Origin of the sequence: Salibacter halophilus, assembly GCF_008806325.1 — a bacterium.
Classification (GTDB): domain Bacteria; phylum Bacteroidota; class Bacteroidia; order Flavobacteriales_G; family Salibacteraceae; genus Salibacter; species Salibacter halophilus.
This window is the reverse complement of sequence record NZ_WACR01000001.1, coordinates 74,858-100,230: the sequence shown is the minus strand read 5'-3', so window position 1 is coordinate 100,230 and position 25,373 is coordinate 74,858. Positions and strand designations below refer to the sequence as shown.

The following is a 25,373-nucleotide window of genomic DNA, read 5'->3' as shown; positions in this document are numbered from 1 at the left end:
GCTTATTTAAACGAATTCAATGGCAAAACGCTACTCAACTCGTAAATAGAAAAATTATGGAAAAAGTAGTTTTAGCCATCGCATTGCTGTTTTGTAGTTCAACAATTTTCTCTCAGTCTTCAGATTCAATCGATGAAAAGCGATTGAAGTACGGTTTTAACCTCGGACTCAATTATTCCAATCTGCTCGATGATGATAAACTGCCGGAAAACGCATCTGTGACCAACAACTTCGGTTTTAGATTAGGAGTCCTGGCAGATTACAGCGTTTCTGAATTGTTCCACATATCTCCAAAAGCTGAGTTGTCTTTTAACAATAGCAAAGTTGAACTTGACAGAGCTGACGGCTCACAACTAGATTACGAGGTAATGCCGGTTAGCCTCGAGTTTATGACTCATTTTCTTTTCAAAGACAATAAAGAAAAGCTAAGTCCTTATTTCTATGTAGGTCCAAATGTCAAGCTCCCGCTTTTGTTGAAAGAACCTGGCAAAACAGAGTTTCCCACTCGTTACGATTTTGCCATCGACTTTGGTGTTGGAGTCGATAAACCCTTAAAGCATTTCAATTTCGCACCTGAGTTGAGGTATTCTTTCGGACTACATAATGTCAACGGACACCCCGAACTTCAAACACTTTATTTCCACAATATCTCATTGGTGTTTAGTTTCCTTGGGTAAATAAAAGTTCTTGAAAAGACCTAATGGCCAAAAAATAATTTTGACTCGTAAGGAGTGATTTGTTAAATTCACACATAGGAGTACAGGTGATTTTAGCGTGATAATAATAGTTACACCAATTTAAAATTCAATACTATGAAACGATTGACAATTATTATGCTAATTATCGCCTCCGGTCTACTTTCTTACGGACAGGAGTTTAAGATTTATTCAAATGGCCTTATGTACAGCAGTAATACAATGGATCAGCTTGAATTCATTGTGGATTCGCTCAATATCAAATTCAGAGCCTGTGATCTAAACAAAACTTATTACTCAAAGTACCAGGCAAAAGCTCACTATGTTGATTTAGATGAAGGCAATATAAGAGAAGCTCAAAAGGATATGGAAAATAATATGTCTTTTGAGGACTTCATTGAGAAATATTCAGAATCCACGATTGATAAAGACTTGCTGGTCGTAAAGTTCAAGTACAAAAATTATCAAGACAAAAATATAGTTGACTTTAGTAGCACTGTTGAAAATTATGAGATACAGTTGGAAGAAAGTCCTGAGATCAATGCCCGATCTTTTAAAGGGTCATGGGTGTTCAATTATTGGGAAGGTGATAGTTACTCGGATGAATCTATCAGAGGATTTTATTTTACATCAGAATTTGAAAAACAACCAATTCCTGAAGTTTATGCGCGAATGATTCAGTATTCAGATTGTATGGTAGATACATCTTCTCAGGTTTTTAGGGAAGATGCTGAGAGAACTGGAGTTAGGTATGAATCAAAACACCCCTCTAAAGTCTCAAAATTCATGAAGTATGTTCATAGAGAGACGAATAGGCCTGAACGCAGTGAAGATGAGGATTACAGTGATTACTGGGCGAGATATGATGTGTGGGATTCATTGAGAATACCTTTAATCGATAGTTCAATATCAAAACAAAAGAAGTTTTCCTCTCTACTAGATGATGCAGTTGAAGAGGCCCTTGAGAAGGGAGGTTCTGACGATGAGTTCGAAGAGTATGTAGGTAGATATCATTCTAAGGAAGCTGAACTCGAATTGAAAAGAGGCAGAATAGTCGTTGGAGGTTGTAGCATGGATAACAGACCGAGAGTTCACGCAATGAATATTGCTGTTTTGTCAGCTCAAACAGTAAACTGGGAAACATTTCTTCGTTCACACCTCGATATCATGAATGACCGCTTTGAAAGGGCAAGTGATGGAAGTTATGCCTGGGATGGAAGGAAGACGTATATAAAAGAACTGGAAGAGTTGGATATAGATGTAACTGATTTGTTATTTGGTATTTCTTTTAGAATAGAAAACCCAAGTCAAAATCATTATTATGGTAGCATTGGCAGACTCGGAAGGGCACTTTCTGAAACAAAATTCTCAAATGAAATTGAAACGAGAATGCTTGAAATGATAAGCGATAACAGCCTGGATGATTACAATAGAATGGTAATGTATTATTTGTTTCTGAATTACAATTACCACCTTGAGGATGAAACCAAAAGGAAGGATAACGCAGACAAATTAGAAAAAGCTGTTGAGGAACTTCCGCTTTATCTAGCGAAAAAAATAGAATGAGGCATACTCTCATGTTCGCTTATCTGCACACTTGCTTAATAAGTAGAAAATGCATTTGCTAAAAGATTGAAATGCTAATTATTGGTCAGAACCCTGGTGTAAGGAGAACATTGAAAATGCTTACATTAAAATAAAATCCATAAAATGAAGAAAAATATAACGTTCTTTTTGTTGGTACTCCTGTCCCTTCACACTTACGCTCAAAAAGAAAACCTAACAGGTTTATGGGAAGTGGAGAAAGTTTCAGTCGGTGAAAAAAACATGACCCCAGTAGCCAAGTGGTTTAGAATAAACCCTGATGGGAAATACCAGGCCGGGAACGGTTGGCTTCAAAATGGAAAAGGCAATTGGAGTTACGATGCCGAAAGCAACATGTACACAGCTACTGACTCATTAGATATAACTGATGAGTTTGGTGGGTTTACTGTTTCGTTTGGAGCTGAGAAAATGTTTTGGGAGCGCGAGGAAGAAGGTATGCACGTCAAGGTGACCTTGATGCCAATTAAAGAGTTACCAATGTCTCCTGCCGACTACCTGAAAGGTGTTTGGGATTTAGTTGAAATTACGAAGGAAGGGCAATCTGTTTTGTCAGATTTCGATAGTAAGGATAAACACAAGTTATTCATCCGTTGGGATAGAGTTTACATCAACTTCAGTCCTGAAGGGGAACGGTTGACAGGCTATTGGCACATCCACGGCCACAGACCTGAGGTCACCTTAATTCCTCACGTGGGAGGAGGGAAATCTGAAAGCTGGAAAATAGAAGTAGATCACAAAGAGCTTCTTATGTCTGGCTTATCAGACAGCAATAAAAACATAAAGCGGAAATACATAAGGAGGAATACCCTTTAATTGCTTTTTCTTTTCAAATTCTATAACTCCAAAAAGTTCCTTAAATAACCTACCAGTCAAAAAATAATTTTGACCTGGGGTGGTATGTTTTGTTTGAGTTTGTTATTTTTACAGAGAAGTAGAGTATGTCTATTGCACGTGTGAGTCGACAACAATTAACCCAAAGAAAGACATTTAAAAATGGAGACTTTTAATATAATTGCCGGCATATGCTCAATTTTGGGACTGCTGATTGCATTGTTTGTTGCAAATAAGGTAATAACGATTAAGAAGACAATCAATGATAATTCAACCAATAAGGTTAAGCAAAGCAAAAACAAAGTGAAAAATGGCGATATGGCAGGTCGTGATGTCAATAAATGATCTCAAATGGCTGACACTGATAATACAAACGAAGTAACTCAATCAGGTAATAATGTTGAAAATGGCGATATGGCAGGTCGCGATGTCAATAAACAAACCATAAATATTGGACGGATGTCCTTTGGTGGAAAATCTCAACTCCAAATACTTTATGACAAACTAGAAGAGGAGAAAAAGAATACTAAAGGGATTACCGAGATGATTGAAGAACTTCAACACTTCAAATCATATGCAAAAGATGAAGAAGTGATCGGTCTAGAGAAGAAGCTCGAAAATGGAAACAGGTTGAACTATCTAAATTTTGCAGAAAGATCAAAAGAAAAATTCAGCAAAAAACTTCTTAAAAATGAGCACTCTGAAACAGCACAAGAAATTTATGCCTTCTTGCTTGCCAAAGTGTATAGAAGGTTTGAAGACCACATATATCCAAGGCTATCAGAAGAGCACCCTGAAAGCTTCATCAACCAATTAGTTGATGAATTCATAATTAACCCTATGGAAGACCTTTTAGGCGAAAATCTACTTAAACTATATGAAGATGAGATAAGTGGAATGATATATTTTCTAATGGGTAACTGTCATATAAAATGGAACTAAAATGTTAATCTACAGCCCTGCATATGATTTGTACCATACTATGTTCAGAATCCTTCAAATAACTGAAAAAACTGAACAAATTATGGAAGTAGATAAGCTTAGGATTCTTGATTTTTATCTAGCCTTTCCAGCAGAGCTTTTAGAAATACAAAGCTTTCGGGGATTCAAGAAATATAGAAAATACTTGAAAGCAGAAATGAATCAATATGAAAGAGTCATAGATCGTAAACGCCTTTTTTTCAAAATGGAGCAAATTCAAATTTCTGCGATGAAAGCCCTAGTATCTTATTCACTCTTGGACGCAAGAGAATTCAAGAATGGCAAAATTAAAAGAACAGACATTCCTTTAACTGAGCAACTATCTCTTAGGATTCAAGAAGAATTTAAGTCAAATCAAAATTTACTTACCCTAATAACAGGACCGCTTGCATCGCTTAATCTCTATGGTCATTTAGGTCTTAAAGTAAAAACTAACCTAATTGAATTCAAGTATGACGCAGTATAATCCATTTTTAAAGCTGAATAAACTCGTCATCTTTACTCATGACGGTAAAGTTGCATATAATGAGACCTTCCACGATGGGATAAACATAATTCGTGGTAACAATAGTGCAGGGAAATCAACCATTGGTAATTTCATATTTTTTGTCTTAGGAGGTGATTTTAAAAAATGGACTACCGCAGCACTATATTGCAAGGATGTTTATGCGGAGATTTTTATCAATTCTGAGCCAATTACTGTAAAGCGAACGGTAAGTGAATCAGGAAACCAGCCAATGTCAATTTTTTGGGGCAATTATGAAGAAGCATCAAAAGCAGGTAGTGAAGGGTGGCAGATTTTCCCATATAGACGAGTTGAATCAACGGGCAAAAAAAGCTTCTCAAACGCTCTATTTACTGCACTTGGATTTCCTGAACTAAGGGGAGATGTTGATAGCAATATAACTATGCATCAGATATTAAGAATGTTATATGTCGACCAAAAGAGTATGACATTGGACCTCTTAATGACTGAAACTTTTGATTCGTCAATTACGAGAAAAACAATCGCAGATTTGTTATTTGGGGTCTATGATGACACTTTGTACTCTGAGAAAATTGAGTTGAGAGAATCAATAAAAGATCAAGAAGTAAAAAAGAAACAATTTGAAGGAATAGAACAAATCTTCAAATCAAGTGATAATGAAACCAATGTAGAAACAATTAAGGCACTAATTGAAGAAAACAATACACAGGTTAAGAGTATTGATAATTATCTAGAAAAGCTTTCGAATAACGAAGACACGTTAAAAAGTGAAAGCGAAGAGACGGAACTGAAAGTAGTAACAATTAAAACTAATCTTCTTGCAACCCGAAAAAAATTATCGGTTCTTCAATCACAGATTAACAACTACGAATTTGAGCTGCTTGATTCTAAAGACTTTTTGAGAAGTTTAGAAAAAAGAGCCGCAGCATTATCTGATTCTCTTTTAACTCGAGAAACTTTTGATGATCTTAAAATGAATCATTGTCCAAATTGTCTATCACCTCTCGAACCTGTAATCGATGAAAATCATTGTGAGCTTTGCAAACAGCAATTACCAGAAGACAAAGGCTCTTCTCAAATAAAACGAATGCAACAAGAAATAGACAATCAAATTAGAGAGTCTAAAAAGTTGTATTTAGAGAAAGAACACAAACTTCTTGAACTTAAATCTAACTACCCTACTCTCGAACAAAAAGTAAGAGCACTTCAAGAAGACCTGAACGAAGCCCTATCAACAACTAAAACTCAAAGAAATCAAGAATTTGATGACTTACTCATTAAAAAAGGTGAGCTCAAATCAAAAAATGAATATTTAATAAAACAATTAAGTGCCTTAGAACAAATTGAAGTATTGAGAAAGGAACTCGCAGGTCTTCGTTCAAAGATTGAAGCTTTAACTGCCAGTATTAAATCCAAAGAATCACATCAACGAAATAGACTGCAAAGTGCCTATCAAAAAATACAATCTTATGCTTTAAGATTATTGCATAGTGATTTGGGGCGTCAAGATGAGTTTAAAACGGGCAGCAAAATAGAACTAGATTTCGACAGAAATACATTTTCATTAGATGGGGAAAACAATTTCTCGGAAAGTTCCAATGTATATTTAAAGAACAGCGTGCGTTTTGCAATCTTTTTTGCTTCATTGGAGAAAGAATTCTTTCGACTACCAAGATTTATTCTTTGTGATAATATTGAAGATAAGGGTATGCAACCTGACCGAAGTCAAAGTTTTCAGGAAGAGCTTGTCAAAATCTCAAAGGAGTTGGAAGTGAATCACCAGATTATTATTACAACATCAATGATTTCACCAGAATTAAATGACTCTGAGTTATGTGTAGGAGAGTTTTATACAGAAACTAATAAGACTTTAAAAATAGAAAACTAAAAAGATATAGGACAATCAACGATTTCCGCAATCTAAGCTTGTTATTGATCCTTGACTATCAGGTATATGACTTTTTTAATGTTAAACACATTTCATCAGTACAGCAAAGAAAAAACTAGATTGTCATGAAAGAAATAGAAATTAATGATAAACAAAGATATCTAACCGAGAATTACCCATTTGGTAATAATCCTCCCAATCTTGCTGATAAGAGAGAATGTATCCACTGTGGCAAAGTAATAACTGTAGGAGATTTCAAGGTTTTTAAAGATAAATATGGAGATGAGTATATCAGTTGTCCAAATGCTCCAGATTGTGATGGGACTATTATTGATTGGATTACAGTGAAAAAATAAAATTTAGATTGAAAATTTCATCATGAGATTATTTGTGACATTTAAACAGCAAAATCCGGATTTTAATAAAGAATATGCTGATGAATATCATTTTGGTAAGGGAAGTGACGGTAATTGGAAAGATAATTGGTCTGAGGGATTAAAGTGTCCAAAAGAAGTAGAAAAGATATCAATTAATCAAAAAGGGACAATAAAGCTTATAGCAAAATCAAGGGAAGGGAGTTCTAAAAGCTTTACTGTAGATAACATGATAATTTTAGAGGGAATTGTTGGCTCAAAGATTATTTATCAATTTGCAGTATCAAAGGACTTGGTTAAGAAAACTCATAAGGCTTACAACGGTAAATATGATACAACTAGGTTTTACTTTTACTTTAAAAGTAGAAATGATTATGTGAAAATCGAAGATAGTATTTATGTTTTGGAGGAGGATTTACCTAAGTAATTGAATATTGATTCTTTGGCTATAAAATCTTATTATTTATCTTTAAGCAAATTAAATTTCTAAAAATCATTAATTATGGCAGTAAAACATAAACCTACAGGAGAAGTCCATAAAGGACAAAAAGGTGGAACCACAGGATGTGGATTTGATACTAATGATAATCCCAGTCACTGGGTAAACACAAGTGAAAGATTAACTTGTGAAAAAAGAGGCTGTAAAAATTAAAAAGACCACCCTTCCAGGTGGTCTTCCCATTTATCCTAACTCTAAAAAAGTCTTCAGTATCTTACATTGAAGCGGTGATGTTGAATTTCACCTGGAAATCATCGTAAATTGTTTTGTCGCCAAGGTCATCGAAAAATGAGCCAGATCCGTATTTGATTTTCCATTTCGTTCTGTCCAATTCAAAACTCGCGTAAGCTTTCAATGTTCCTTCTTCCATCGTGATACGAGCAGGGAAAGAAATTTCTTTCGTAATTCCCTTAATCGTTAAATCACCAGTTACCATGTGCGTATTACCGTCTTCCAAATCTTTCTCTACAGACTTATTGATCTTAAAAGTCACGTACTGGTGTTTCTCGGCAGAGAAGAAGTCTTCACTCTTCAGGTGACCTTCCAACTTGCCTTTGTATTCACCTTCCAAATCGTGCACTTCAATCGTGCGCATGTCAACTTTTACAGTTCCGCCAGTGAGGTTGCCGTCTGCAACTTCAAGCGTTCCCTCTTCAATTTTTACAATTCCGTTGTGCGTTCCGGTTACCTTCTCGCCAATCCACTGTAGTTTACTCTCCTCAGTGTTGATCTTCGCTTCTTTCTTAGCAGGTCCGCCCGCAAATGTTGTAAGCGCAAAAGCGGCCATACTTAATGTCAGTGCTAATTTTTTCATTTTGTCTTTAGTTTAATTAATGAGATTACAAATGTATGTATATACATATAAATAACAATCGCGTTAAAAGTTAAATTTTCGTAAAAGCATCTTTGTAGCGACAGAACTTATCTCATTTTTGTGATGAAGTAATGATGAATACATGAAACAAAACTACCGCGAACAAGTTCAAAAAGCACAGGCACATATTGCCAGTCACCGCAAACGCAAACGATTCGTCTCCCTGTCCCGGCTCCTTATATTTATCGCACTCGTCTTGTGGATGTACTTTTCGTGGTACAGCGCAGCCACCATTCCCGTTGGCCTATTGCTGCTCATCGGCTTTTTTGCCCTCGTGAAAGTGGATGAAAAACTAAGGCGCAGAATCACATTTGCTGAAGAACTCATCCGCTACAACCAGCGAGAACTCGATCTCCTGGAACACAACTTTCAACAAACCGATGGCAAACCCGTAAAATCCATTTCACTCGATCATCCTTACGCAGCCGATCTCGACCTCTTTGGTCAAAAATCGCTGTTTGCCTTACTCAACGCCTCGGCCAGTGAACAAGGCAAGTTGAGGTTGCAGGAATTATTGATGAATTTTCGGTCAGAGCCAAACGATGTAGCAGGCCGGCAGTCGTTCATCAAAGAATACGCCCCAAAGCACGAGATGCGTTCAGCCTTTTTTGCGCACCTCAAATCGGCTGAGCTGAGCACCAAAAAATACGATTCACTGAAAAGCTGGATCGGGGAGAGCATCAAATCAACGAGCTGGTACCTGCCGCTCATGATCATCTTTTCTGTGGGATCACTCATCGTGGCAATTCTCAGCATTATTGGTCAGATCCCTGAAGTGTATTCACTCTACTGGTTTCTCCTCGGGATGATGATCGTGGGGAGCCAGTACAAAACGAACAACCCAAAATTCAGCGACCTCACCGATTTCGTCTCCGATTTAAGTGCTGTAAAGCAAGCAATCGAGATACTCGAACAAAACCGAACCGATAGCAAAGTAGTCAAAATGCCTGCTGGTTCGGGCTCTGACCGTTTGCAAAAACTCTCAAAGATCACCGATCTCGTGGAGAGCCGCGCCAACCTGATCGTGGGAACCGTACTCAACGGATTTTTTCTGTGGGATTTTTTGTTGATCCACCGATTGGCCAACTGGCACTGCGACAATGCCGCATCACTCAGCGATTGGCTCACAGCCGTCACCGATTTTGACGCGTACAACGGCATCGCAGCTTTTGCAATGCGTAATGAATCATTCGTTTACCCGGCTCTGACCGATACCGGATTTGAAGCAAAGCAACTCGGTCACCCGCTCATTCCTGATAACGAACGCGTTTCCAGCGATTTTTCACTCGTCAACAGTCAGCAATTCGCTATTGTGACAGGAGCCAACATGGCCGGGAAGAGTACGTTTTTGCGCACCATTGCCAGCAACATGGTCCTCGGGATGTTGGGAGCGCCCGTTGTGGCGAAAGAGCTCGCATTCAGGCCCGTACCACTGTTTACCAGTATGCGTACAGAGGATTCACTCGCAGAGCACGAGTCGTATTTCTTTGCCGAACTGAAACGCCTCAAAGCTGTTGTGGAAAGTCTTGACAAAGGGCAGGAATTGTTCATCATTCTGGATGAGATCCTCAAGGGAACGAACTCGGCCGATAAGGCGAAAGGGAGCGAGGCATTTTTGGAAAAACTGCTGTCGTACAACTCGCGCGGAATCATCGCCACGCACGATCTCAGCCTGTGCGAACTGGAAGGAAAACACCTGCAAAAAATCGTGAACAAGAGTTTTGAAGTAGAGTTCGTCAACGACCAGCTACAGTTCGATTACAAACTCCGCGATGGTGTTTGCCAGAACATGAATGCTTCCTTCTTACTCGAAAAAATGGGGTTGGTGAATAAGGTCAGCTCGTGATTTCTTTGAGCGCCCCGTAGAGGTCAAAAGTTGGTAAACCCATCACCGTGAAGTACGAACCTTCAATCTCCTCAATGCCTATCAACCCGATCCATTCCTGGATGCCGTAAGCACCCGCTTTGTCAAACGGCTCATACCGTTCAATGTAGTGTTCGATTTCCGCATCTGTGAGTTCGTGAAATTTCACACTTGTAGTGGAAGAAAACGAGATCTTTTTGTCCCGTGTGCGCACACAAACTCCGCTCACCACTTCGTGTTCACTACCCGATAACCTTTCCAGCATTTCGCGCGCTTCAGCTTTGTCAGCCGCCTTGTTGAGCACCTTGTTTTGATGAATCACCGTAGTATCGGCCGTAATCAGAATCTCCTTTTCGGTCAGATCCCGGAAAGCCATCGACTTTTCCACCGCCAGGTATTCTGCCACCTCATTGGCCGGCAATTCATGCGGAAATGACTCATCGATATCGAGAGACGTTTGCTCGAAAGCGATATCCATCTTTTCCAGCAGTTCCTTTCTGCGCGGAGATCCACTCGCCAAAATGATGTTGTAGTTGTTGAACATTGCTTGTTTAGAGAAATTTTGAGTTGCGCCAAAAGTATGGGAATAATGTCTTTTTGTTTAAAGTTTGAGAGTTTAATGTTTAGGGAGGGCTGAGGTCGAGGTCAAGAAAAAAAGATTGACAAAAAGCTTCCCGTCTATCGAGCGGAGCCGAGATATGGTGTTTTAAAAAACAAAAAGAAAGAATCAAAACTGTAATTTTAAAACACCTTAATCGGTAATTTGCCGATTATGGTGTTAAAATATTACATGAAAAGTAAGAGTTGAAAATTTAATCTGATTAATAGTCCTGTATTAAAACATCAGTGGGAATGTGGAGTGCCGTATTGAGTTTTCTGATCATTTTCAAAGTTAGTTTTCGCTTCTTGCTGAGAATTTCACTGACCCTGCTTTTGAATCCTATTATTTCAGCTAGATCCTTCTGCTTAATTCCCAATTGCTCCATTCTGAATTTAATAGCCTCAATTGGATCAGGCATTTCAATAGGGAAGTTTTCATTTTCATACTTATCGATGAGTATGGAAAGAATTTCCAGTTCATCACCTTCCTCAGTTCCTTTTTTAGCATCAAAAATTTCCTCGAGCCTGTTGAGGGCAATTTGATAATCCTGTTCATTTCTAATAGGTGCTAAATTCATATTACTTAAGAATGACTACTTTCTAACTTTGTGGAGCAGGTTTATTCCTGATAATTCCTGGCCAATGTCATGAATTCCTTTTAAAATTTTTTCTGTTTGTTTTTCTGATGGTTTTTTATGTCCCTGTACATATTGAGAAAGCAGGGTAGCATTCATACCTATCTTTTGAGCGAGATACTTTGCATTTAACACTCTGTAGAATTGAAAAAATTGTTGGAAATCAATCTCAAATTTGATGTCTTCATGACCTAACTTGATATCCTCATCTTCAAAGTACAATTCTGCAGCCTCAAATGCATTATTCATCAATTCAGGAACATTCTCACCGGTTGTGAAAATGGGATAGTCATTAGAGAATGCTGAAAAACCCGTATCAGTTTTTTCAACTGTCATTATTATTTCTTTTTTCCTCCTCATGCTATTACTTATTGATGCCTGCGTCTTTTAATATTTTTTTCTCTAATCCTTTTCCAATTTCTTTACTGCCGTGGTTCGGAAATATAATAATTCCAGGTTTTGTTTCATGCTTCATTTTCACATGAGATCCTTTTTGAGAGTAGGGGTACCAACCATCTTTTGTCAGAATACGATATAGCTTTGAACACTTCATCTGTAATACTAACTCCTTACAAAAGTAAATAATTATTTACTTTCCATAAATAATGGTGGCTTTCAACTTTTAAAATTTGAGTGTGGTAGAAGAAATGTATAAAAAAGCAACTGAGTAAAGACCTGACAGGTTTCCAAAACCTGTTTCAGGTCTTAGATAAGACAAAAGGGAATTATTTATTTTTTTTTGGTTGAAATCATCAACCCTTATTTATTATGAGAAATACCTATATCTCCTTATTTCGCTCGACCAAAAGGGAGGGTCTATTTCCCCCTATTTCGAAGAATCCTCTTAATGAACCTTAATTACTTAATGTTTAGCTTTTAAAACCATTAAGACATGTAGAATCATTAAGGTCTACAGCAAATTACTGTTATAAAGCATATACGCTACACCAATAGGATAGAGGATCGCCAGGATTGACGTAACCTTGTTGAGGTTGCTCACTTTGTGGTAATGTCCTTTGGTTTTGGCCAGTACGGTTAGGATGAGCATAACGGTGAGGAGTAACGCGAGCAGACTAAAATACCAGAATGTCCAGCTATCGGTTAAGTGGGTCACGTAAATGTGGTAGAGCCCGTAGATCATGGCTCCGTATACCAACACGACCACGATTTTAGCAATGGCGTTCCCGGCTACGATGGGCAATGTCTTCGCGTTCTGACTAATATCACCTTTTTTGTCTTCCATGTCTTTGGTGATCTCGCGGGCGAGCGTTGCCAAGAATCCGAATACGGCAAACCCGATCATCCAGTAAGACAAAAAGTTGAGGTTGAAGTTTTTATACTTTTCGCTGAGGTGGAAATATTCTTCCTGTAATGGTACAATTTCGTAAAACCCGACAACAATCGGAATCAAACCTACACACAAGCTGATAATTAGGTTCCCGATCAGGAATGACTTTTTAAAGTTTGTTGCGTAAAACCAAAGTGAAGCAGCTACTGCTATGTGCAGTAATGCCAGGTTATAATTGCCTAGCCAAAAACCGAGTGAGAGCGCTGTAATAATTCCGGTAGCTGTCAAAATGTAATAGACGTTGAGTCCCAGACTTTCGCTTATTTGTTGCCCTACTTTGTTCTTTCCAGGCTTGTTTTTGCGATCTATTTCTACATCATAAACATCGTTGATGATGTAACCACCTGCTGCAATTAAAATGACTGAGAGTACGAGAAGAGAAAACTGTAGTACGGTCATTTGCAGAACGAGCTCGGTTTTGAGCATTGCTGATAGCTGAACCAGTACAGGTTCTATCACGAGGTAGCGCAAAGACAACATCGTGATGATGATAATCAGTAAATTGATCGGGCGTATTGTTTTCAACCAGTTTTTCATGACCACAATTCTTTTGCACGCATGACTTTTTCAATAACATCGCGAACGCAACCTCGCCCGCCATCAAACGGTGAAATGTACACGCATTCATCGCGTACCTCTTTTACTGCATCTTTTGGGCAGGTTGGGAGTCCAACCTCGCGCATCACTTCCAAATCCGGCAGGTCGTCACCCATGTAGAGGACTTCATCTTCCTGCAAGTCGTAAATGTGACGGTATTCATCGTACTTGTCTAACTTGTCGATGATGTTGAGCGCCACATCTTCAAATCCCAAACGGAGCAGACTGTCCTTCACGATTTGTGAGCTGCCGCGCGTTATTGCGATCATGCGTAATCCAGCCTTAGCAGCCTGCTTCATGGCAAACCCGTCTTTCGTGTTGAGTGTCCTTATCATTTCACCATCAGGCATTAACGTGACAGATCCATCGGTGAGGACACCGTCAACATCAAATACTAAAGTCGTGATTTGGGGAAGTTTCTTGAGATAATGCTCACTCATGCCGCGTGTCTTGAATACTTTGGCTGACCAAATTATAAATTTCCAGTAGTCGGGCGTGGTTTTCCAGTAAATTCTGGTGTTTTTCCAGCGTCTTTTCGTCACCACGAATAGCTGGACCAGTCTGCGCGTTATCAGGACCTACTTCAAGTGCCTTTTCAACCGTTTCCTCGATGAGCGGTTTTAGGATTGAAAAATCCAGTTCCGATTCCCGCAAAAGTTCCTGTGCATTGGCCATCATGTGATTGGAAAAATTACAGGCAAAAACAGCCGCCAGGTGAATAGCTCTGCGCTGTTGTGAATCGATTTGTTGCACATTTTTACTCAGGTCAGATCCGAGCTCGGTCAAAGCTTTCAGCGATTCCGCATGCTGAGATTCCACGCAGAGCGGCACCTTTTTCCAATCGACAACTTTTTCCTTTGAAAGTGTTTGAAGCGGATAAAAAACGCCACTTTTTTCGTGTGGTATCACGGTCAGATCCACACTTCCCGAAGTATGTGCAACGATTCCGCTCACTTCAGGGATCTGACCAGCAACCGATTCAATTTGGTCGTCAGAGATTGCAATGAGGTAGAGATCCAGATCTCGTGGAATTTGATTGAAAGAAGTCGAAAATGCAGCTTCAACCGATTGAGCTAGCTGTTCGGCTTTCTTAGCGTTCCGACCATAAATGAATTCAACGTTGTGCTTTTCGCGAAAAGCATTTGCAAACTGCCACGCTACATTTCCTGTACCGATGATGGCAATGCGCATCATGACGATTTGCGTTTTTTCACAAGGCGCGAAACAATAGCGATTACGGTACCGATCACCATCAAAATTGCCCCGATCCAAAGAATATTGATATACGGGAAGATCATGGCCTGCATGATGATGAATTCCTTGATCTTGTTCTTTTTCTCAAAGATGCGGAACTCCATTTGCTCTTCATCGGGATCGATGTTGAAGAGTTCCACTTTTACGTACAGGTTGTCGTCAACATCAGGAATGGTAACGATTTTGCTGCCGCGCGTACCAAAATACGTTTCCAGCTTGTGGCTTTTTGTGTCAAAATCAAATGCTGTGAGCTCAGCTTTTACGAGCAAGTCGTGATTGTGCAGCTCAAGGCTGTCGCGGAGTTCCTTGTTCTGAACCACCTTCAACGTGTCGAAAACAAAAATTGCACTGTTGGCATAAATAGTGTCACCAATTGACACTTTGAATTCCTGCGGCTCCTCGTAGCTGTCGCTTTGTGGTTCTTTACGGTCTTCTAATTCAGCATACTTGATGTACGTGAAAATATCCTTGTTCCAGTAGTGACGCGTAGATGGCTCGGCTACATTTCCCATTCGCTCGTTGAGCTGAACAAACGGACGCAGCGTAAACTTCTTCTCGTTCGTTTCCTTGTCGAGGTAATCGACATTGTAGTGGACGTGAATCCCTTCTTTTTCCTTCCCGCGGAATACCACGTTGTACTGTGCCATTTCCATCGTGTCATCAAGCATTAAAAGGATATTTTCCTTGTTGCTGTAGTTGGTGTCGAGTGACGTGAGATCGTACTGTGAAGTGTTTTCAGAGATAATTTCTTTATTTCCGTTTGAGATCAGTGCTCCCATCAGAACCAAAAGAAAACCGATGTGCGCAATTGCCGAACCTGATTTTACACGCTGAACGCGAGTGGATCTGAACAGGTAATCGACATTAGCTGCCAATGCAAAAAGTGTGGCGAATAACAAGAGGAGTAGAAGCGGGTCTTTCATGCCCATTCCCAATCCGATCGCGATGGTGAACGCCAATCCGATGATCACATCGCGCAATACTTTGCTGATGAAGTTGCGGAAATTTGTTTTGCGGTAGTTCAGGTACTGCGTAAAGCCGATCACAAATGCGATCACGATGGCAAACGGCAGTTGAAAGCTGTTGTAGTGCTCGATCGGATCGGCCGGTGGAGCCATTTCGGTTCCGAACAACTTGTTCCAAACCGGAATGCTCGTTGAGAAAGTAATCTGGAATCCGGCAAGGAGCAGAATGAGAGCGCCCACGAACATCCAGAACTCTCTCGACCAAAGAGCGTCTTCCTCTTTTTTCTTGGGTATGTCTTTGAGTCTGTAAATCAGTAATCCAAACCCGATTATTCCGTAAAAGGCAAAGTAAAACACGAGCTGACCTGAAAGTCCGAGGTCGGTAAAGGCGTGAACGGATGTATCACCCAACACTCCACTTTTTGTGAGGAAAGTAGAGTAGAGGATCATGAAGAATGTAAGGATCAAAAGCAGGAAACTCCACACCAGTGAAGCACCTTTGTTGCGTTGAATGAGCAACAGGTGTGCTCCGCCAACTAAGGTGAGCCACGGTACGAGTGATGCATTTTCAACCGGGTCCCATGCCCAAAAGCCGCCAAAAGAAAGCGATTCATAAGCCCAGGCACCACCCATTAAAATTCCTAGTCCGAGCACAGCAACTCCTGCATAAGCCCACGGAATTGTTGGTTTTACCCACTTTTTATAACTCCCTTTCCAAAGTGCTGCAACAGCATAGGAAAAAGGAACGAGCGTGAGTGCAAACCCGAGAAACAGTGTTGGCGGGTGAATGGTCATCCAGTAGTTCTTGAGTAGTGGATTGAGTCCGCTACCGTCAATAGTTTGAATGTAGTTTGGGTTCTGAAGAAAAGGGAGATTGGCAAAATCAGGATGATGGCGGAGGAGCATGGTAAATGGGTTGCTCCCGAATTGCTTTTCAAAGATGAAGACACCCAAAATCATGGTGAGTAGCATCACCTGTGCCGAGCTGAAAACAGCCATCACGCGGTATTCCCATTTCTTTGAGGTGTAGAGAAGGATCAGACCAACGATACTGTGCCAAAAGACCCAAAGAATGGTACTTCCTTCCTGTCCTTCCCAAAAGGCCGAAAAGATGTAGCGCATTTGCATATCGCTGTTTGAGTGCTGCCAAATGTAGTGGTACTCAAACATGTTGTTGGCGAGCATAATGAGTAGCGTAACAACAATCCCGATTGCCGAGAAGGTGTGCACAAAAAATGCCGACCGCGCTATTTTTCTCCAACTGTGGTTTTTATCACCTTTTATAGCTCCTAATGCGTAAGAAACAGTTGCCAGTAAGGCCGCAACAAAAGCCAAAATAACAAATGTGTTGCCGAGGTATCCGGCCCACAGTCTTTCGCCCACGTATTCTATCATGATTAAATGCTCGCTTTACTCGATTCTTCCTCAGCTCTTATTTGTTCCATTTCTTCCTCAGTCTTGAACCCTTCAGTTCCATCGTTGTATTTCGATGGGCACTTCATGAGCACTTCCTTGGCGTGAAATTCATCACCCTGTGCCTTGCCGATGAGTACAATTTGCTCTGATCGCTCAAAATCCTGCGGTTTACTTTTGTGCAATACCACTTCCTTTTCCTTTCCTTCGTTATCGATCATGTGAAAGGTAAATTTATTGGGATCTGTTTGCGGATCGTAATTGAGGTCTTTTTCCTTGTTCAGCTTTCCCACAACGTGGTATTCTTCACCGGGATTGGAAAAGGCTTCATCAAAGGCAACATAAGTGCTTGAATCAGACAATGTGGTGAGAATAGCACCGATTGCGATTGCAATAATAATAATGCCGAGTATATGAGCTTTCTTCATCTTTTTTAATCTCTTAGTTCTTTCTCGAGTTTCGATAATTTCCTGTCAAGCGAGATCATGTAAATCACAATCCCGATGAAAATGATGGCTATAACCGCCACCACGATATAGATCTTTCCTTCAGAACGCATGGTATCAGCCATTTCTACGCCTTGCTGGGCTCTGACCGAAACAGCAGAAAATAAAGAAAGTATCAATGCGAGTATAGCAGTTCCTTTAAAGTTCATCTTCGAGCTTTTTTATACGTAATTTATGCAGGCGAAGTTTGAGTTCACCCAGCCAAACTCCAATGAGCGTCCATCCGATAATAGCGGGGTAGAAAATTATGCGCATCGTATTATCCAGATCGTACTGGCTAAAGGCAGGGTTGCCGCCATTCCCGGGGTGGAGTGAATCAGTCATGCGGGGTAAGATCATGAGAAAAACGATGAGCAATACGTAGGCGAAAATGTTGTAAACGGCTGATATTTTAGCACGCTTTTCTTCATCGTCAAACGAGTTGCGCAGAATCATGTAAGCGAAATAAGCCAGGATGGTTACGGCCGCTCCGTTGAGTTTGGGATCGTTGATCCAGTACGCTCCCCAGGTGAATTTGGCCCAAATTGATCCGGTGGCAATTCCCAGTACACCCAGGAATAAACCTATTTCAGCTGCAATTTTGGCTTTGGCATCATCCAGCTCTTTCCCTGATCTTAAATATTTTATGCTGTAAACTACGGATGCCGTCATGAGAATCATCATGGCAAACCACATGGTTACGTGATAAAAGAGATTCCGAATTGTTTCGTTGAGAATCGGCAGTCGGGGGACATCAATTAAAAGCCCGCCTATCAATGCAAAAAGGACCAAAATTACCGCAACTGCTTTCCACCAGTTCTTTGCCAAAACGAGTTGATTTTATTCGCGCCAAAGGTATGGAAATAATAGATAGGATAATGCGAAAACGATTGCGTTAAGCGCCAGTAGAATCCATACATAGTTGAGACTCATAGTCCACGAAATACCATCGGCAGCATTTTTAGAAAGTCTTAACAAAGTCATTAGGAGGGGGAGTAGTATGGGGAAGCCTAAAATCGACAAAAGTGAAACGTTATTTTGCGTTTGGGAGGCGATTGCTGATAGCAAAGAAAGCGTTCCCGAAAACCCTGTTGAACCCAAAATCAAAGCGGTGAGGTACATGGTTGGGTTCTGAACGGGATTTCCCACTAAAACACCAAATACAATGTAGGTCAGAACCGAAATAACAAACAGCAAGAGTCCATTGTAAACCATTTTACTCAATATGATAGCTTGGGGGCTCGCCAACGTGTAGAGGTAGAGCTGCTTTTCTTTGGAGTCCTGCACGAAAGCTTTGGCTACAGCATTGGTAGCGCCAAACAGGAAAATAATCCAGAATAACGCGTTCCAAACCGGAATGTCAACAATCTTCTTGAAACTGAGGTAGGCGACAAAAGCCGTAGAAACCACGTAGAGCAACAATCCGCCAAGGGCAAATTTATTGCGCCACTCCAGTTTAACTTCTTTTGACAATAAGGCTGTAAATTCGTTGAACAAAGAGACTAAAGTTTTGTAATATTAGGTACAATCAAAACGCAAAAGTATGGCAAAAACATTTCATGATTTTACGGTTAAAGATATAGAAGGGAAAGATGTTCAACTATCTGATTTCAAAGGAAAAAAGTTGTTGGTAGTGAACACGGCATCACAGTGCGGACTCACTCCTCAGTACAGCGTACTCCAGGAATTGTACGAAGAATATGGTGGAGACGGCTTTCAAATAGTGGGCTTCCCAGCTAACAACTTTGGCAATCAGGAGCCCGGTACTGAAGATGAAATCAAGACTTTTTGTGAGTCGAACTTCAATGTGACCTTCCCAATGATGTCGAAAGTATCAGTGAAAGGTGACGATCAACACGAAGTTTATCAATGGCTCACACAAAAAGATGAAAACGGTGTGGAAGATGCTCCGGTAGAGTGGAATTTTCAAAAGTTCATGATCGATGAAAACGGTCAATATGTAGGTCATGTTCATCCACAGGAAACTCCGGCAACAGATGAAATCATTAATTTCATCAAGAAGTAGGCCAATTATCAGGAACTGAGAAAAACTTTTTGTTGCTCTCTGTGTTGAGTAACATTGAAGATTTTTCCAAAGTAGATTTTCTTTTCATAGCTAATTGCGAGTGGATTTTATCAGTAGGTATAATCCACTCGTTTTTGTTGAGGGGAACACCTTTGGGTTTTTCCTCATCACTTTCAAAGAACCAGTTTTCAATCGCAACATCTTTATTGACGTATTCCGGTAGTTGATAGTCAGATCCCGGTGGAACGAAAAGCATTCCGTTCGTCCACAGCTGACTTTCTGAGATGTTATACGGAATCAACTCTTCAAAGTCGCGGTACAAATTGAGCTGTTTGTTGATCAGCTTGTTGTATTTGAGATGCAATTTATCATTTGCGTTTGGTCCGATCCACATTCCCGATTGCGGATGGAAGAGGTAAAACTTGACGGCACTTTCGAGTTGTATGAGTTGATCGGTGGTTTTGTTCAGAACCACAAAGTCTATTTCTCCGTGAGTCTTTCCGTTTTCAATGATCTGAATATTGCGGTCAATAATTTCGTAGCCAGGGTGTTGAGTGATGAGGTGTGAGATGAGGTCCTCATAGAGGAATCCGAGCCTTTTTCGTGATGTTAGAGTTTTTGATTCGTCATGAAAGCGCTCTGACCAATCATGAGTAATTTCATTTTGAAGGTTGTTTTTTCCCTTTACCGTTAATAAAAACGGGTTGGAAATCATCCAGTAAATATAATCTTTGATTCTATTTTGAAACATCCTGATACTAATATACAGATAAAAAAGCCCAACTTTGTCATTCAATCCCCACCGAAATGAATTTTAAGAAGCTACTAAATAACCTGCTCAAAGGTAGAGTTCGTGACGAGGAAAAGGGAGAAGTTGAAATTCTTCGCGAAGTAATTGAACGCACTCCTCGTCAAAAATTCCAGTACAGCGATTGGTTGTACAACAAGAAGTATGTTCCCTACATCAAAATGTTGCGCAACAACTACGAATTGCGCAAGCAGGATATCGAGGGAACTGTCAGGTTACACATCTTCAACTCCCAGGCTTCAAACGGCTTTTATTTCACTTACAGTGATATTTTTGGATTTGACAACTTCTTTCATTTATTCGAGTACATTAAAGACAAAGTAACCGATCTCGATGAGTACAAAGTGCAAAGCTCTCATCGCTCGCTGAGTGAAATCAATGAGTTCGTAAAAGAAAAGCAGGTTTATTATCTCAAACCGCGCAGGCATCTGAACGAAAATGAAAGAGCCTCACAATCTTTTGGGAATGTACACATCGAATATGTGGCAATAAATGATATTCCCAGTTATGTCAAGCTGATGGCTAACACGTACAGCGACCGAAGCTATCAAAATGCAGAATCATTTGAAGAGTTAATCGATCATGTTTTCTACATTGATCCAGACAACATTCTTTAGTGCCCATACGTCATAGAAAAGGAAATTCACTTATATTTGACTCAAATCCAAAGATTATGAAACGCATATTTTTAGCACTTACATTCATTTTTGCATTTTCAGTTTCCATTATGGCGAGCGACTTCAACGGTAAGCTGAAATCAGGCAAGGCAACAATTGAACTGAACCAGAACGATATTTACGTTAAAGGAAACATCATGATTGGTGGTGAAACTTACAAGCTCGATGGAAAAATCGATCAGTCAACAGCTCACATGGTTGTTTTAGATGGCGAAAAGCAAGTAGCTAACATCCAGTTAACTGAGAATGCCAATGGGCAATATGAAATGAAAACTGTCAACACTTCTTCAGATTACAGTTTTCCAAAGCAACTCAGCTTTTCTAAAGGAGAATAAAAAGAATTAAAATAGACTTACCTGAAACTCCTGTCACATTGTGGCAGGAGTTTTTTTGCATTTATACCTTTGTTTAAAATTTGAAAACCGTGAAGCAACAAGTATCTCTCATTTTTAGCACAATTGCACTTTTAGCTGCAATCGTATTTGGCGGACTCTACCTCGCAGATGTAGATCCTATCGTTGAAGAAGAATCAGGTAAAAAAGAAAAAGACAGCTCAAAACAGTCAGATCCTGTCGTAGCCATCGTCAATACCGATAGCCTCATGAAACAGTACGAACTCGCCATTGAGCTGGAAGGGAAACTCAGCAAACAACAGGCGAGATTTGAGTCGCGCATCAAAACCAAAGAGGGTGAGTTGATGGATGATTACGAGAAACTGAAGCGTGATGCACCAACTCTAGGCAGATTTGAAGGACAGGCTCGCCAGCAGGAACTTCAAAAACGCGAACAAAAACTCTACGAATTACAGGACAACCTTTCCCGCTCGCTCGCTAAAGCTGAAACGGAATTCACGCAGCGCGTAACCGATTCTGTTACGCTCTACATGGATGAAATATCCAAACAACACAATTACAAAGTAGTGTTGAGTAAAAGTATATCGAGTAACATTTTGTGGTCCAGTGAGCAGGTAGATATCACTGATCAGGTGATCAAAGGACTCAATGACCGCTACGATGGTGAAGCAGAACTAAGCAATCAACAATAATGCTTGAACACGAAAAAAAGCTGCAGGAAAATATTATAGAGTACGTGCTGTATCTCTATCACACTGAGGATTTACTCAGATCTCTATCGCTCAACAAGGAGCTGGTAGAGGAGATGCTCATCGAGAAGCAGGGCATCAAAGGACGAGATCGCGGCAAGCTCATGCGCTGGTACGAAGATATGCTCCACGAAATGGAGAGCCAGAACATGGCTGAGAAAGGCCACGTGGAGGAAGTTTACCAGGTAATCGGGGAGCTTTCCTATGTCCACAACGCGCTCATGACAACGCTCAACGACAAGGACTATCAAAAGCTATTTGAGGAGGCTTATCCGGGAATCGTGGAGTTGAAGAAGAAGTCTGATAACTCTGTCGAGAACCCTATTGAGCTTTGTTTCAACGGAATTTATGGAGTGATGGTACTGCGCATGAAAAAGAAGAAAATCACAGATGAAACGCTGGAGGAAGTGAAAAAATTCTCGAACTTGCTCACTTACCTCGGCAAGCGTTACCAGGATGTGCGCGAAGGAAAAATGGTTTTGCCAAAGCCACAACAAAATTAACAGTCAGAACCGCCCGGAAAGCCGGCTATAGAGGTTCTGACCGAAAAATTAGCGATTATGAAAATTACACCACTTTTAGCAGGAAAATTTAAGCTGGATGGCGGAGCGATGTTTGGCGTTGTGCCAAAACAACTGTGGAGCCGCACAAATCCGGCTGATGAAAAGAATTTGTGTACGTGGGCGATGCGTTCCATGATTATTGAGGATGGTGACAGGCTGATTTTGCTCGACACCGGACTGGGTGACAAGCAGAGCGAAAAGTTCTTTGGTCATTACCATCCGCACGGACCCACACTGGACGAATCGCTTAAGGAGCAAGGTTATCACCGCGATGATATTACGGATGTGTTTTTGACGCACCTTCACTTTGATCACTGTGGTGGTGCGATTGAGCGAACAAAGGACGAAAAGTTGCTACCCACTTTCAAGAATGCGAAATACTGGAGTAACGAGAATCACTGGAAATGGGCCACTGAACCAAATCAGAGAGAAAAAGCATCGTTCCTGAAAGAAAATATTTTACCGATTGAAGAGAGCGGACAGCTCAATCACCTTGATGTACCGAATGGTGATATGTTAACGGATACTCCGCTGGGATTTGACGTGTTGTACGTAAACGGCCACACCGATAAGCAGATGATTCCGCACATCAATTACAAAGGAAAAAAGCTCGTTTTTATGGCCGATCTGTTGCCATCAGTAGGGCACATTCCGTTGCCTTTTGTCATGGGCTATGATACGCGTCCGCTACTCACGCTCGATGAGAAGGATAAGTTTTTGAAAAAAGCAGCCGATGAGAATTACGTGCTGTTCCTCGAGCACGATTCACAAAACGAATTGTGTACGGTCAAACACACTGAGAAAGGTGTTCGACTGGATGAGGTTTTTGCTTTCCGCGAAGTGTTTGGTGAATGATGGACAGCTTTTATTTAGAAGACGATTACTGGATGCAACACCAGAGCGCGGCTCACGTGAAGCTGCGCGAGTTGCTCCCTCCAGAACCGGTTGAGGAGTTCGTTCAAATGGGCGAGTACCTCCTCAATTTCTATTTTCCTGATCAACAGGTAGCGATCTACCTCATTGAAGACAGCCACGATCACACTGATAGCTATCACCTTGAAGCGAAAATGCAGGCAGACCTAAAAGCCCAAAATAAAAAAGTGATCTTCATCGAAGATCGCGACATCGCGGATGATGAAACGGGCGTGAAGGAAAGATTGGAGAAGGAGGTGGGGTAAGAAGCATGACCCACGCGATAAAATCGCGCGGTAGCGCTATGGTTAAGCCTTATTGAGAATGTGAATCTACTTGTCATTAGTTCAATATATAGGTATGCGATGCATCGCATACCTATATATTGAAATTCAGGATTTATTAATTCCTTTTATTTTCAAAGTTTGGTAGTTCTTGATCATTAAATTTCGATGGAAATCTCAAGGGGATGTTATGAAATTGTGTGGTAGCGGGGACGCTAACTTTTTATGTCTTCTTTTTCATAAAAGGAGCTATTTGTACCCGATATTAGTTGTCGTAATCTACAGTTAAGCCATTTTCTTCATCTTCTGTCATTAGTGATTTTTCTAGTTCAGGATAATCTTCAACTATTATAGTTGCTGATTTTGCATCTTCATCAATTTTTACCCGGTAAGTAAAGGCTAAGTCTGGAAAGTCCTTATTTGTCAGTATAAGGAAGTTATTTTTGGCTTGATAAAGTGGTATATCTATATTCAAGTTTTCAAATGAAAAAACAGTTAATACTATTCTTCGTTGAGGAAATCCTGAGTAATTTTCCGGGTATTCTCTATGAGTAAAGAAGATTCCAACTATAAGTTTTCCATTCTCAGATTTAAAATGCCTCCCTGACCAGTCGTTATACTTTACTACGTTATCGTCACTGTAAAGGGTGTCGTATTTATTTCTTTCCATAACATTATTTTTATTTAGTTCTCAATGAGTAAATATCCTAAACTTTACCCAACTTTCCTCACTTTAATATGCGGGACTACTAAAAACTAATACCCAAATCATTTCTTTCGTAAATGAATAATGCCCCAGTTTAGGTAGCCTTTTTTGGCGCCTTCAATCCAATGGTTCAAGCCGCTTTCCATGTTTTCAAGATAGGTTTCGCTGCATACTTCAGTTAACTCTTCTCTCTGATTGTTCAATCCTTTTAAAACATTCGTGTAATGTTGGCGAAGTTGATCGGGCATTTCAAGAATGTTGACTGCTTCCAGGTTGTTTGCTGCGGCTAATTGCCTGTACCTTTTTACTGAACCGAGTTCACCGAGGTGAATACGTTTTAAAATTGGTTCTAATACACCATCAGGGCAATCATCACTCTGCATGGGATCAGTAAAAATAAAATGACCTCCTGGTTTTAATACCCGCTGAATTTCTTTGAATACCTGTTCTTTATTTCCGCTGTGTAGAATGGCGTCCTGCATCCAGATTAAATCAAAAGATTCATCATCATAGGGCATTTTCTCGAAATTATCTGAGTGTATGTCAATGTACTCTTCAAGTCCTTTCTCTTTGGTTCTGACCTTGTTTCTTTCGTTTTCTGTATCACTCAGGTTTATGCAGGTGACATGGCAACCAAATTGAGACACGAGATATCTTGCAGAACCGCCATAACCTGAGCCCATGTCCAGCACTTTTGTGTTTTCATCGATGGCGGGCAGGAGTGAGGTCATCTTTTTAACCGTTCTCGCGCTGGCTGTAAAGATGTCTTCATCGGGCGATTCATAAATCCCGATGTGAATATCTTCGCCTCCCCAAACACGGTAATAAAATTCATCAGCGTCTGTGCTGTCGTAATAGTCTTTTGTTGTTTTTACGAGATCTTGTGATGCCATGAACTGT

34 protein-coding genes are annotated in these 25,373 nt (G+C 40.3%); 18 read left to right on the top strand and 16 right to left on the bottom strand.

Annotated elements, in window-relative coordinates; genetic code table 11:
• Positions 1–56 precede the first annotated feature (56 nt).
• From F3059_RS00475 to F3059_RS13630, 10 genes are all read left to right on the top strand, one after another.
• The gene (locus tag F3059_RS00475; RefSeq protein WP_151165969.1) at positions 57–677 is read left to right on the top strand and encodes an outer membrane beta-barrel protein; all 621 of its coding nucleotides are present in this window, start codon (positions 57–59) and stop codon (positions 675–677) included.
• A gap of 135 nt (positions 678–812) precedes the next feature.
• Complete coding sequence (locus F3059_RS00470) at positions 813–2,261, top strand: hypothetical protein (RefSeq protein ID WP_151165968.1); 1,449 nt, start codon at positions 813–815, stop codon at positions 2,259–2,261.
• A 144-nt stretch (positions 2,262–2,405) separates the two neighbouring features.
• The gene (locus tag F3059_RS00465) at positions 2,406–3,113 is read left to right on the top strand and encodes a hypothetical protein (RefSeq protein ID WP_151165967.1); all 708 of its coding nucleotides are present in this window, start codon (positions 2,406–2,408) and stop codon (positions 3,111–3,113) included.
• Between the two features lie 180 nt (positions 3,114–3,293).
• The gene (locus F3059_RS00460) at positions 3,294–3,476 is read left to right on the top strand and encodes a hypothetical protein (protein ID WP_151165966.1); all 183 of its coding nucleotides are present in this window, start codon (positions 3,294–3,296) and stop codon (positions 3,474–3,476) included.
• Between the two features lie 6 nt (positions 3,477–3,482).
• Positions 3,483–4,073: an ABC-three component system protein gene (locus F3059_RS00455; RefSeq protein WP_151165965.1), complete on the top strand. Its 591-nt coding sequence runs from the start codon at positions 3,483–3,485 to the stop codon at positions 4,071–4,073.
• A gap of 1 nt (position 4,074) precedes the next feature.
• Entirely contained in the window at positions 4,075–4,578 is a 504-nt protein-coding gene (locus F3059_RS00450) for an ABC-three component system middle component 5 (protein WP_317132333.1), read from the top strand.
• On the top strand, positions 4,565–6,487 hold the full coding sequence (locus F3059_RS00445) for a coiled-coil domain-containing protein (RefSeq protein ID WP_151165963.1): 1,923 nt from the start codon (positions 4,565–4,567) through the stop codon (positions 6,485–6,487). The genes F3059_RS00450 and F3059_RS00445 overlap by 14 nt, the downstream gene beginning before the upstream one ends.
• Before the next feature lie 125 nt (positions 6,488–6,612).
• Positions 6,613–6,843 (top strand): hypothetical protein, encoded by a 231-nt coding sequence (locus F3059_RS00440; protein ID WP_151165962.1) that lies wholly within the window; start codon positions 6,613–6,615, stop codon positions 6,841–6,843.
• Between the two features lie 22 nt (positions 6,844–6,865).
• Positions 6,866–7,288 (top strand): hypothetical protein, encoded by a 423-nt coding sequence (locus F3059_RS00435; protein WP_151165961.1) that lies wholly within the window; start codon positions 6,866–6,868, stop codon positions 7,286–7,288.
• A gap of 75 nt (positions 7,289–7,363) precedes the next feature.
• Positions 7,364–7,513: a hypothetical protein gene (locus F3059_RS13630; RefSeq protein WP_170264955.1), complete on the top strand. Its 150-nt coding sequence runs from the start codon at positions 7,364–7,366 to the stop codon at positions 7,511–7,513.
• Positions 7,514–7,574: 61 nt separating this feature from the next.
• Here the strand turns inward: F3059_RS13630 and F3059_RS00430 are convergent, their stop codons facing one another.
• Entirely contained in the window at positions 7,575–8,174 is a 600-nt protein-coding gene (locus F3059_RS00430; protein ID WP_151165960.1) for a YceI family protein, read from the bottom strand.
• A gap of 142 nt (positions 8,175–8,316) precedes the next feature.
• Between F3059_RS00430 and F3059_RS00425 the strand changes: the two genes are divergently transcribed.
• The gene (locus tag F3059_RS00425) at positions 8,317–10,080 is read left to right on the top strand and encodes a MutS-related protein (RefSeq protein ID WP_151165959.1); all 1,764 of its coding nucleotides are present in this window, start codon (positions 8,317–8,319) and stop codon (positions 10,078–10,080) included.
• Here the strand turns inward: F3059_RS00425 and F3059_RS00420 are convergent.
• From F3059_RS00420 to F3059_RS00365, 12 genes are all read right to left on the bottom strand, one after another.
• The gene (locus tag F3059_RS00420) at positions 10,070–10,642 is read right to left on the bottom strand and encodes a Maf family nucleotide pyrophosphatase (protein ID WP_151165958.1); all 573 of its coding nucleotides are present in this window, start codon (positions 10,640–10,642) and stop codon (positions 10,070–10,072) included. The genes F3059_RS00425 and F3059_RS00420 overlap by 11 nt on opposite strands.
• Positions 10,643–10,919: 277 nt before the next feature.
• The gene (locus F3059_RS00415; RefSeq protein WP_151165957.1) at positions 10,920–11,276 is read right to left on the bottom strand and encodes a helix-turn-helix domain-containing protein; all 357 of its coding nucleotides are present in this window, start codon (positions 11,274–11,276) and stop codon (positions 10,920–10,922) included.
• 15 nt (positions 11,277–11,291) lie between these two features.
• Positions 11,292–11,669, bottom strand: a complete 378-nt coding sequence (locus F3059_RS00410) for a helix-turn-helix domain-containing protein (RefSeq protein WP_223274515.1) — start codon at positions 11,667–11,669, stop codon at positions 11,292–11,294.
• A 28-nt stretch (positions 11,670–11,697) separates the two neighbouring features.
• Positions 11,698–11,886: a type II toxin-antitoxin system HicA family toxin gene (locus F3059_RS00405; protein ID WP_151165955.1), complete on the bottom strand. Its 189-nt coding sequence runs from the start codon at positions 11,884–11,886 to the stop codon at positions 11,698–11,700.
• A 357-nt stretch (positions 11,887–12,243) separates the two neighbouring features.
• Positions 12,244–13,218, bottom strand: coding sequence for a geranylgeranylglycerol-phosphate geranylgeranyltransferase (locus F3059_RS00400; RefSeq protein WP_151165954.1), 975 nt, complete (start codon positions 13,216–13,218; stop codon positions 12,244–12,246).
• Positions 13,215–13,718, bottom strand: a complete 504-nt coding sequence (locus F3059_RS00395; protein ID WP_151165953.1) for a KdsC family phosphatase — start codon at positions 13,716–13,718, stop codon at positions 13,215–13,217. Before F3059_RS00395 ends, F3059_RS00400 begins: the two co-directional genes overlap by 4 nt.
• Positions 13,711–14,472 carry a Rossmann-like and DUF2520 domain-containing protein gene (locus F3059_RS00390; RefSeq protein WP_151165952.1) on the bottom strand — a complete coding sequence of 254 codons (762 nt, stop codon included), beginning with the start codon at positions 14,470–14,472 and terminating at the stop codon, positions 13,711–13,713. The genes F3059_RS00395 and F3059_RS00390 overlap by 8 nt, the downstream gene beginning before the upstream one ends.
• Complete coding sequence (gene ccsA, locus F3059_RS00385; RefSeq protein ID WP_151165951.1) at positions 14,469–16,892, bottom strand: cytochrome c biogenesis protein CcsA; 2,424 nt, start codon at positions 16,890–16,892, stop codon at positions 14,469–14,471. The genes F3059_RS00390 and ccsA (F3059_RS00385) overlap by 4 nt, the downstream gene beginning before the upstream one ends.
• A 2-nt stretch (positions 16,893–16,894) precedes the next feature.
• Positions 16,895–17,338 carry a cytochrome c maturation protein CcmE domain-containing protein gene (locus F3059_RS00380; protein WP_151165950.1) on the bottom strand — a complete coding sequence of 148 codons (444 nt, stop codon included), beginning with the start codon at positions 17,336–17,338 and terminating at the stop codon, positions 16,895–16,897.
• A 5-nt stretch (positions 17,339–17,343) separates the two neighbouring features.
• Positions 17,344–17,565 carry a CcmD family protein gene (locus F3059_RS00375; protein ID WP_151165949.1) on the bottom strand — a complete coding sequence of 74 codons (222 nt, stop codon included), beginning with the start codon at positions 17,563–17,565 and terminating at the stop codon, positions 17,344–17,346.
• Positions 17,555–18,223: a cytochrome c biogenesis protein CcsA gene (ccsA, locus tag F3059_RS00370; RefSeq protein WP_151165948.1), complete on the bottom strand. Its 669-nt coding sequence runs from the start codon at positions 18,221–18,223 to the stop codon at positions 17,555–17,557. Before ccsA (F3059_RS00370) ends, F3059_RS00375 begins: the two co-directional genes overlap by 11 nt.
• A 12-nt stretch (positions 18,224–18,235) precedes the next feature.
• A complete protein-coding gene (locus tag F3059_RS00365; RefSeq protein ID WP_223274514.1) occupies positions 18,236–18,868 on the bottom strand; it encodes a heme exporter protein CcmB in 633 nt (210 codons plus the stop codon).
• A gap of 70 nt (positions 18,869–18,938) precedes the next feature.
• Between F3059_RS00365 and F3059_RS00360 the strand changes: the two genes are divergently transcribed.
• Positions 18,939–19,421 (top strand): glutathione peroxidase, encoded by a 483-nt coding sequence (locus tag F3059_RS00360; RefSeq protein ID WP_151165946.1) that lies wholly within the window; start codon positions 18,939–18,941, stop codon positions 19,419–19,421.
• Here the strand turns inward: F3059_RS00360 and F3059_RS00355 are convergent.
• The gene (locus tag F3059_RS00355) at positions 19,411–20,172 is read right to left on the bottom strand and encodes a DUF1853 family protein (protein WP_151165945.1); all 762 of its coding nucleotides are present in this window, start codon (positions 20,170–20,172) and stop codon (positions 19,411–19,413) included. The genes F3059_RS00360 and F3059_RS00355 overlap by 11 nt on opposite strands.
• 56 nt (positions 20,173–20,228) lie before the next feature.
• Between F3059_RS00355 and F3059_RS00350 the strand changes: the two genes are divergently transcribed.
• The 6 genes from F3059_RS00350 to F3059_RS00325 all read left to right on the top strand — a co-directional run bounded on the left by F3059_RS00350 (position 20,229) and on the right by F3059_RS00325 (position 23,749).
• Entirely contained in the window at positions 20,229–20,846 is a 618-nt protein-coding gene (locus F3059_RS00350; protein ID WP_151165944.1) for a hypothetical protein, read from the top strand.
• A 56-nt stretch (positions 20,847–20,902) separates the two neighbouring features.
• Positions 20,903–21,241 (top strand): hypothetical protein, encoded by a 339-nt coding sequence (locus tag F3059_RS00345; protein ID WP_151165943.1) that lies wholly within the window; start codon positions 20,903–20,905, stop codon positions 21,239–21,241.
• Positions 21,242–21,330: 89 nt separating this feature from the next.
• On the top strand, positions 21,331–21,951 hold the full coding sequence (locus F3059_RS00340) for an OmpH family outer membrane protein (RefSeq protein ID WP_151165942.1): 621 nt from the start codon (positions 21,331–21,333) through the stop codon (positions 21,949–21,951).
• Positions 21,951–22,511, top strand: coding sequence for a DUF4924 family protein (locus F3059_RS00335; protein WP_151165941.1), 561 nt, complete (start codon positions 21,951–21,953; stop codon positions 22,509–22,511). Before F3059_RS00340 ends, F3059_RS00335 begins: the two co-directional genes overlap by 1 nt.
• Positions 22,512–22,568: 57 nt before the next feature.
• Positions 22,569–23,426 carry an MBL fold metallo-hydrolase gene (locus tag F3059_RS00330; protein ID WP_151165940.1) on the top strand — a complete coding sequence of 286 codons (858 nt, stop codon included), beginning with the start codon at positions 22,569–22,571 and terminating at the stop codon, positions 23,424–23,426.
• Complete coding sequence (locus F3059_RS00325) at positions 23,423–23,749, top strand: hypothetical protein (protein ID WP_151165939.1); 327 nt, start codon at positions 23,423–23,425, stop codon at positions 23,747–23,749. Before F3059_RS00330 ends, F3059_RS00325 begins: the two co-directional genes overlap by 4 nt.
• Before the next feature lie 283 nt (positions 23,750–24,032).
• Here the strand turns inward: F3059_RS00325 and F3059_RS00320 are convergent, their stop codons facing one another.
• Positions 24,033–24,437: a hypothetical protein gene (locus F3059_RS00320; RefSeq protein WP_151165938.1), complete on the bottom strand. Its 405-nt coding sequence runs from the start codon at positions 24,435–24,437 to the stop codon at positions 24,033–24,035.
• Positions 24,438–24,535: 98 nt separating this feature from the next.
• Positions 24,536–25,366 (bottom strand): methyltransferase domain-containing protein, encoded by an 831-nt coding sequence (locus tag F3059_RS00315; RefSeq protein ID WP_151165937.1) that lies wholly within the window; start codon positions 25,364–25,366, stop codon positions 24,536–24,538.
• Between the last annotated feature and the right edge of the window lie 7 nt (positions 25,367–25,373).

Excerpts from the sequence above, each read along its gene's own strand:
- F3059_RS00475 (WP_151165969.1), top strand. The coding sequence starts at position 57 with ATGGAAAAAGTAGTTTTAGCCATCGCATTGCTGTTTTGTAGTTCAACA.
- F3059_RS00470 (WP_151165968.1), top strand. The coding sequence starts at position 813 with ATGAAACGATTGACAATTATTATGCTAATTATCGCCTCCGGTCTACTT.
- F3059_RS00465 (WP_151165967.1), top strand. The coding sequence starts at position 2,406 with ATGAAGAAAAATATAACGTTCTTTTTGTTGGTACTCCTGTCCCTTCAC.
- F3059_RS00460 (WP_151165966.1), top strand. The coding sequence starts at position 3,294 with ATGGAGACTTTTAATATAATTGCCGGCATATGCTCAATTTTGGGACTG.
- F3059_RS00455 (WP_151165965.1), top strand. The coding sequence starts at position 3,483 with ATGGCTGACACTGATAATACAAACGAAGTAACTCAATCAGGTAATAAT.
- F3059_RS00450 (WP_317132333.1), top strand. The coding sequence starts at position 4,075 with ATGTTAATCTACAGCCCTGCATATGATTTGTACCATACTATGTTCAGA.
- F3059_RS00445 (WP_151165963.1), top strand. The coding sequence starts at position 4,565 with ATGACGCAGTATAATCCATTTTTAAAGCTGAATAAACTCGTCATCTTT.
- F3059_RS00440 (WP_151165962.1), top strand. The coding sequence starts at position 6,613 with ATGAAAGAAATAGAAATTAATGATAAACAAAGATATCTAACCGAGAAT.
- F3059_RS00435 (WP_151165961.1), top strand. The coding sequence starts at position 6,866 with ATGAGATTATTTGTGACATTTAAACAGCAAAATCCGGATTTTAATAAA.
- F3059_RS13630 (WP_170264955.1), top strand. The coding sequence starts at position 7,364 with ATGGCAGTAAAACATAAACCTACAGGAGAAGTCCATAAAGGACAAAAA.
- F3059_RS00430 (WP_151165960.1), bottom strand. The coding sequence starts at position 8,174 with ATGAAAAAATTAGCACTGACATTAAGTATGGCCGCTTTTGCGCTTACA.
- F3059_RS00425 (WP_151165959.1), top strand. The coding sequence starts at position 8,317 with ATGAAACAAAACTACCGCGAACAAGTTCAAAAAGCACAGGCACATATT.
- F3059_RS00420 (WP_151165958.1), bottom strand. The coding sequence starts at position 10,642 with ATGTTCAACAACTACAACATCATTTTGGCGAGTGGATCTCCGCGCAGA.
- F3059_RS00415 (WP_151165957.1), bottom strand. The coding sequence starts at position 11,276 with ATGAATTTAGCACCTATTAGAAATGAACAGGATTATCAAATTGCCCTC.
- F3059_RS00410 (WP_223274515.1), bottom strand. The coding sequence starts at position 11,669 with ATGACAGTTGAAAAAACTGATACGGGTTTTTCAGCATTCTCTAATGAC.
- F3059_RS00405 (WP_151165955.1), bottom strand. The coding sequence starts at position 11,886 with ATGAAGTGTTCAAAGCTATATCGTATTCTGACAAAAGATGGTTGGTAC.
- F3059_RS00400 (WP_151165954.1), bottom strand. The coding sequence starts at position 13,218 with ATGAAAAACTGGTTGAAAACAATACGCCCGATCAATTTACTGATTATC.
- F3059_RS00395 (WP_151165953.1), bottom strand. The coding sequence starts at position 13,718 with ATGAGTGAGCATTATCTCAAGAAACTTCCCCAAATCACGACTTTAGTA.
- F3059_RS00390 (WP_151165952.1), bottom strand. The coding sequence starts at position 14,472 with ATGATGCGCATTGCCATCATCGGTACAGGAAATGTAGCGTGGCAGTTT.
- ccsA (WP_151165951.1), bottom strand. The coding sequence starts at position 16,892 with ATGATAGAATACGTGGGCGAAAGACTGTGGGCCGGATACCTCGGCAAC.
- F3059_RS00380 (WP_151165950.1), bottom strand. The coding sequence starts at position 17,338 with ATGAAGAAAGCTCATATACTCGGCATTATTATTATTGCAATCGCAATC.
- F3059_RS00375 (WP_151165949.1), bottom strand. The coding sequence starts at position 17,565 with ATGAACTTTAAAGGAACTGCTATACTCGCATTGATACTTTCTTTATTT.
- F3059_RS00360 (WP_151165946.1), top strand. The coding sequence starts at position 18,939 with ATGGCAAAAACATTTCATGATTTTACGGTTAAAGATATAGAAGGGAAA.
- F3059_RS00355 (WP_151165945.1), bottom strand. The coding sequence starts at position 20,172 with ATGTTTCAAAATAGAATCAAAGATTATATTTACTGGATGATTTCCAAC.
- F3059_RS00350 (WP_151165944.1), top strand. The coding sequence starts at position 20,229 with ATGAATTTTAAGAAGCTACTAAATAACCTGCTCAAAGGTAGAGTTCGT.
- F3059_RS00345 (WP_151165943.1), top strand. The coding sequence starts at position 20,903 with ATGAAACGCATATTTTTAGCACTTACATTCATTTTTGCATTTTCAGTT.
- F3059_RS00335 (WP_151165941.1), top strand. The coding sequence starts at position 21,951 with ATGCTTGAACACGAAAAAAAGCTGCAGGAAAATATTATAGAGTACGTG.
- F3059_RS00330 (WP_151165940.1), top strand. The coding sequence starts at position 22,569 with ATGAAAATTACACCACTTTTAGCAGGAAAATTTAAGCTGGATGGCGGA.
- F3059_RS00325 (WP_151165939.1), top strand. The coding sequence starts at position 23,423 with ATGATGGACAGCTTTTATTTAGAAGACGATTACTGGATGCAACACCAG.
- F3059_RS00320 (WP_151165938.1), bottom strand. The coding sequence starts at position 24,437 with ATGGAAAGAAATAAATACGACACCCTTTACAGTGACGATAACGTAGTA.
- F3059_RS00315 (WP_151165937.1), bottom strand. The coding sequence starts at position 25,366 with ATGGCATCACAAGATCTCGTAAAAACAACAAAAGACTATTACGACAGC.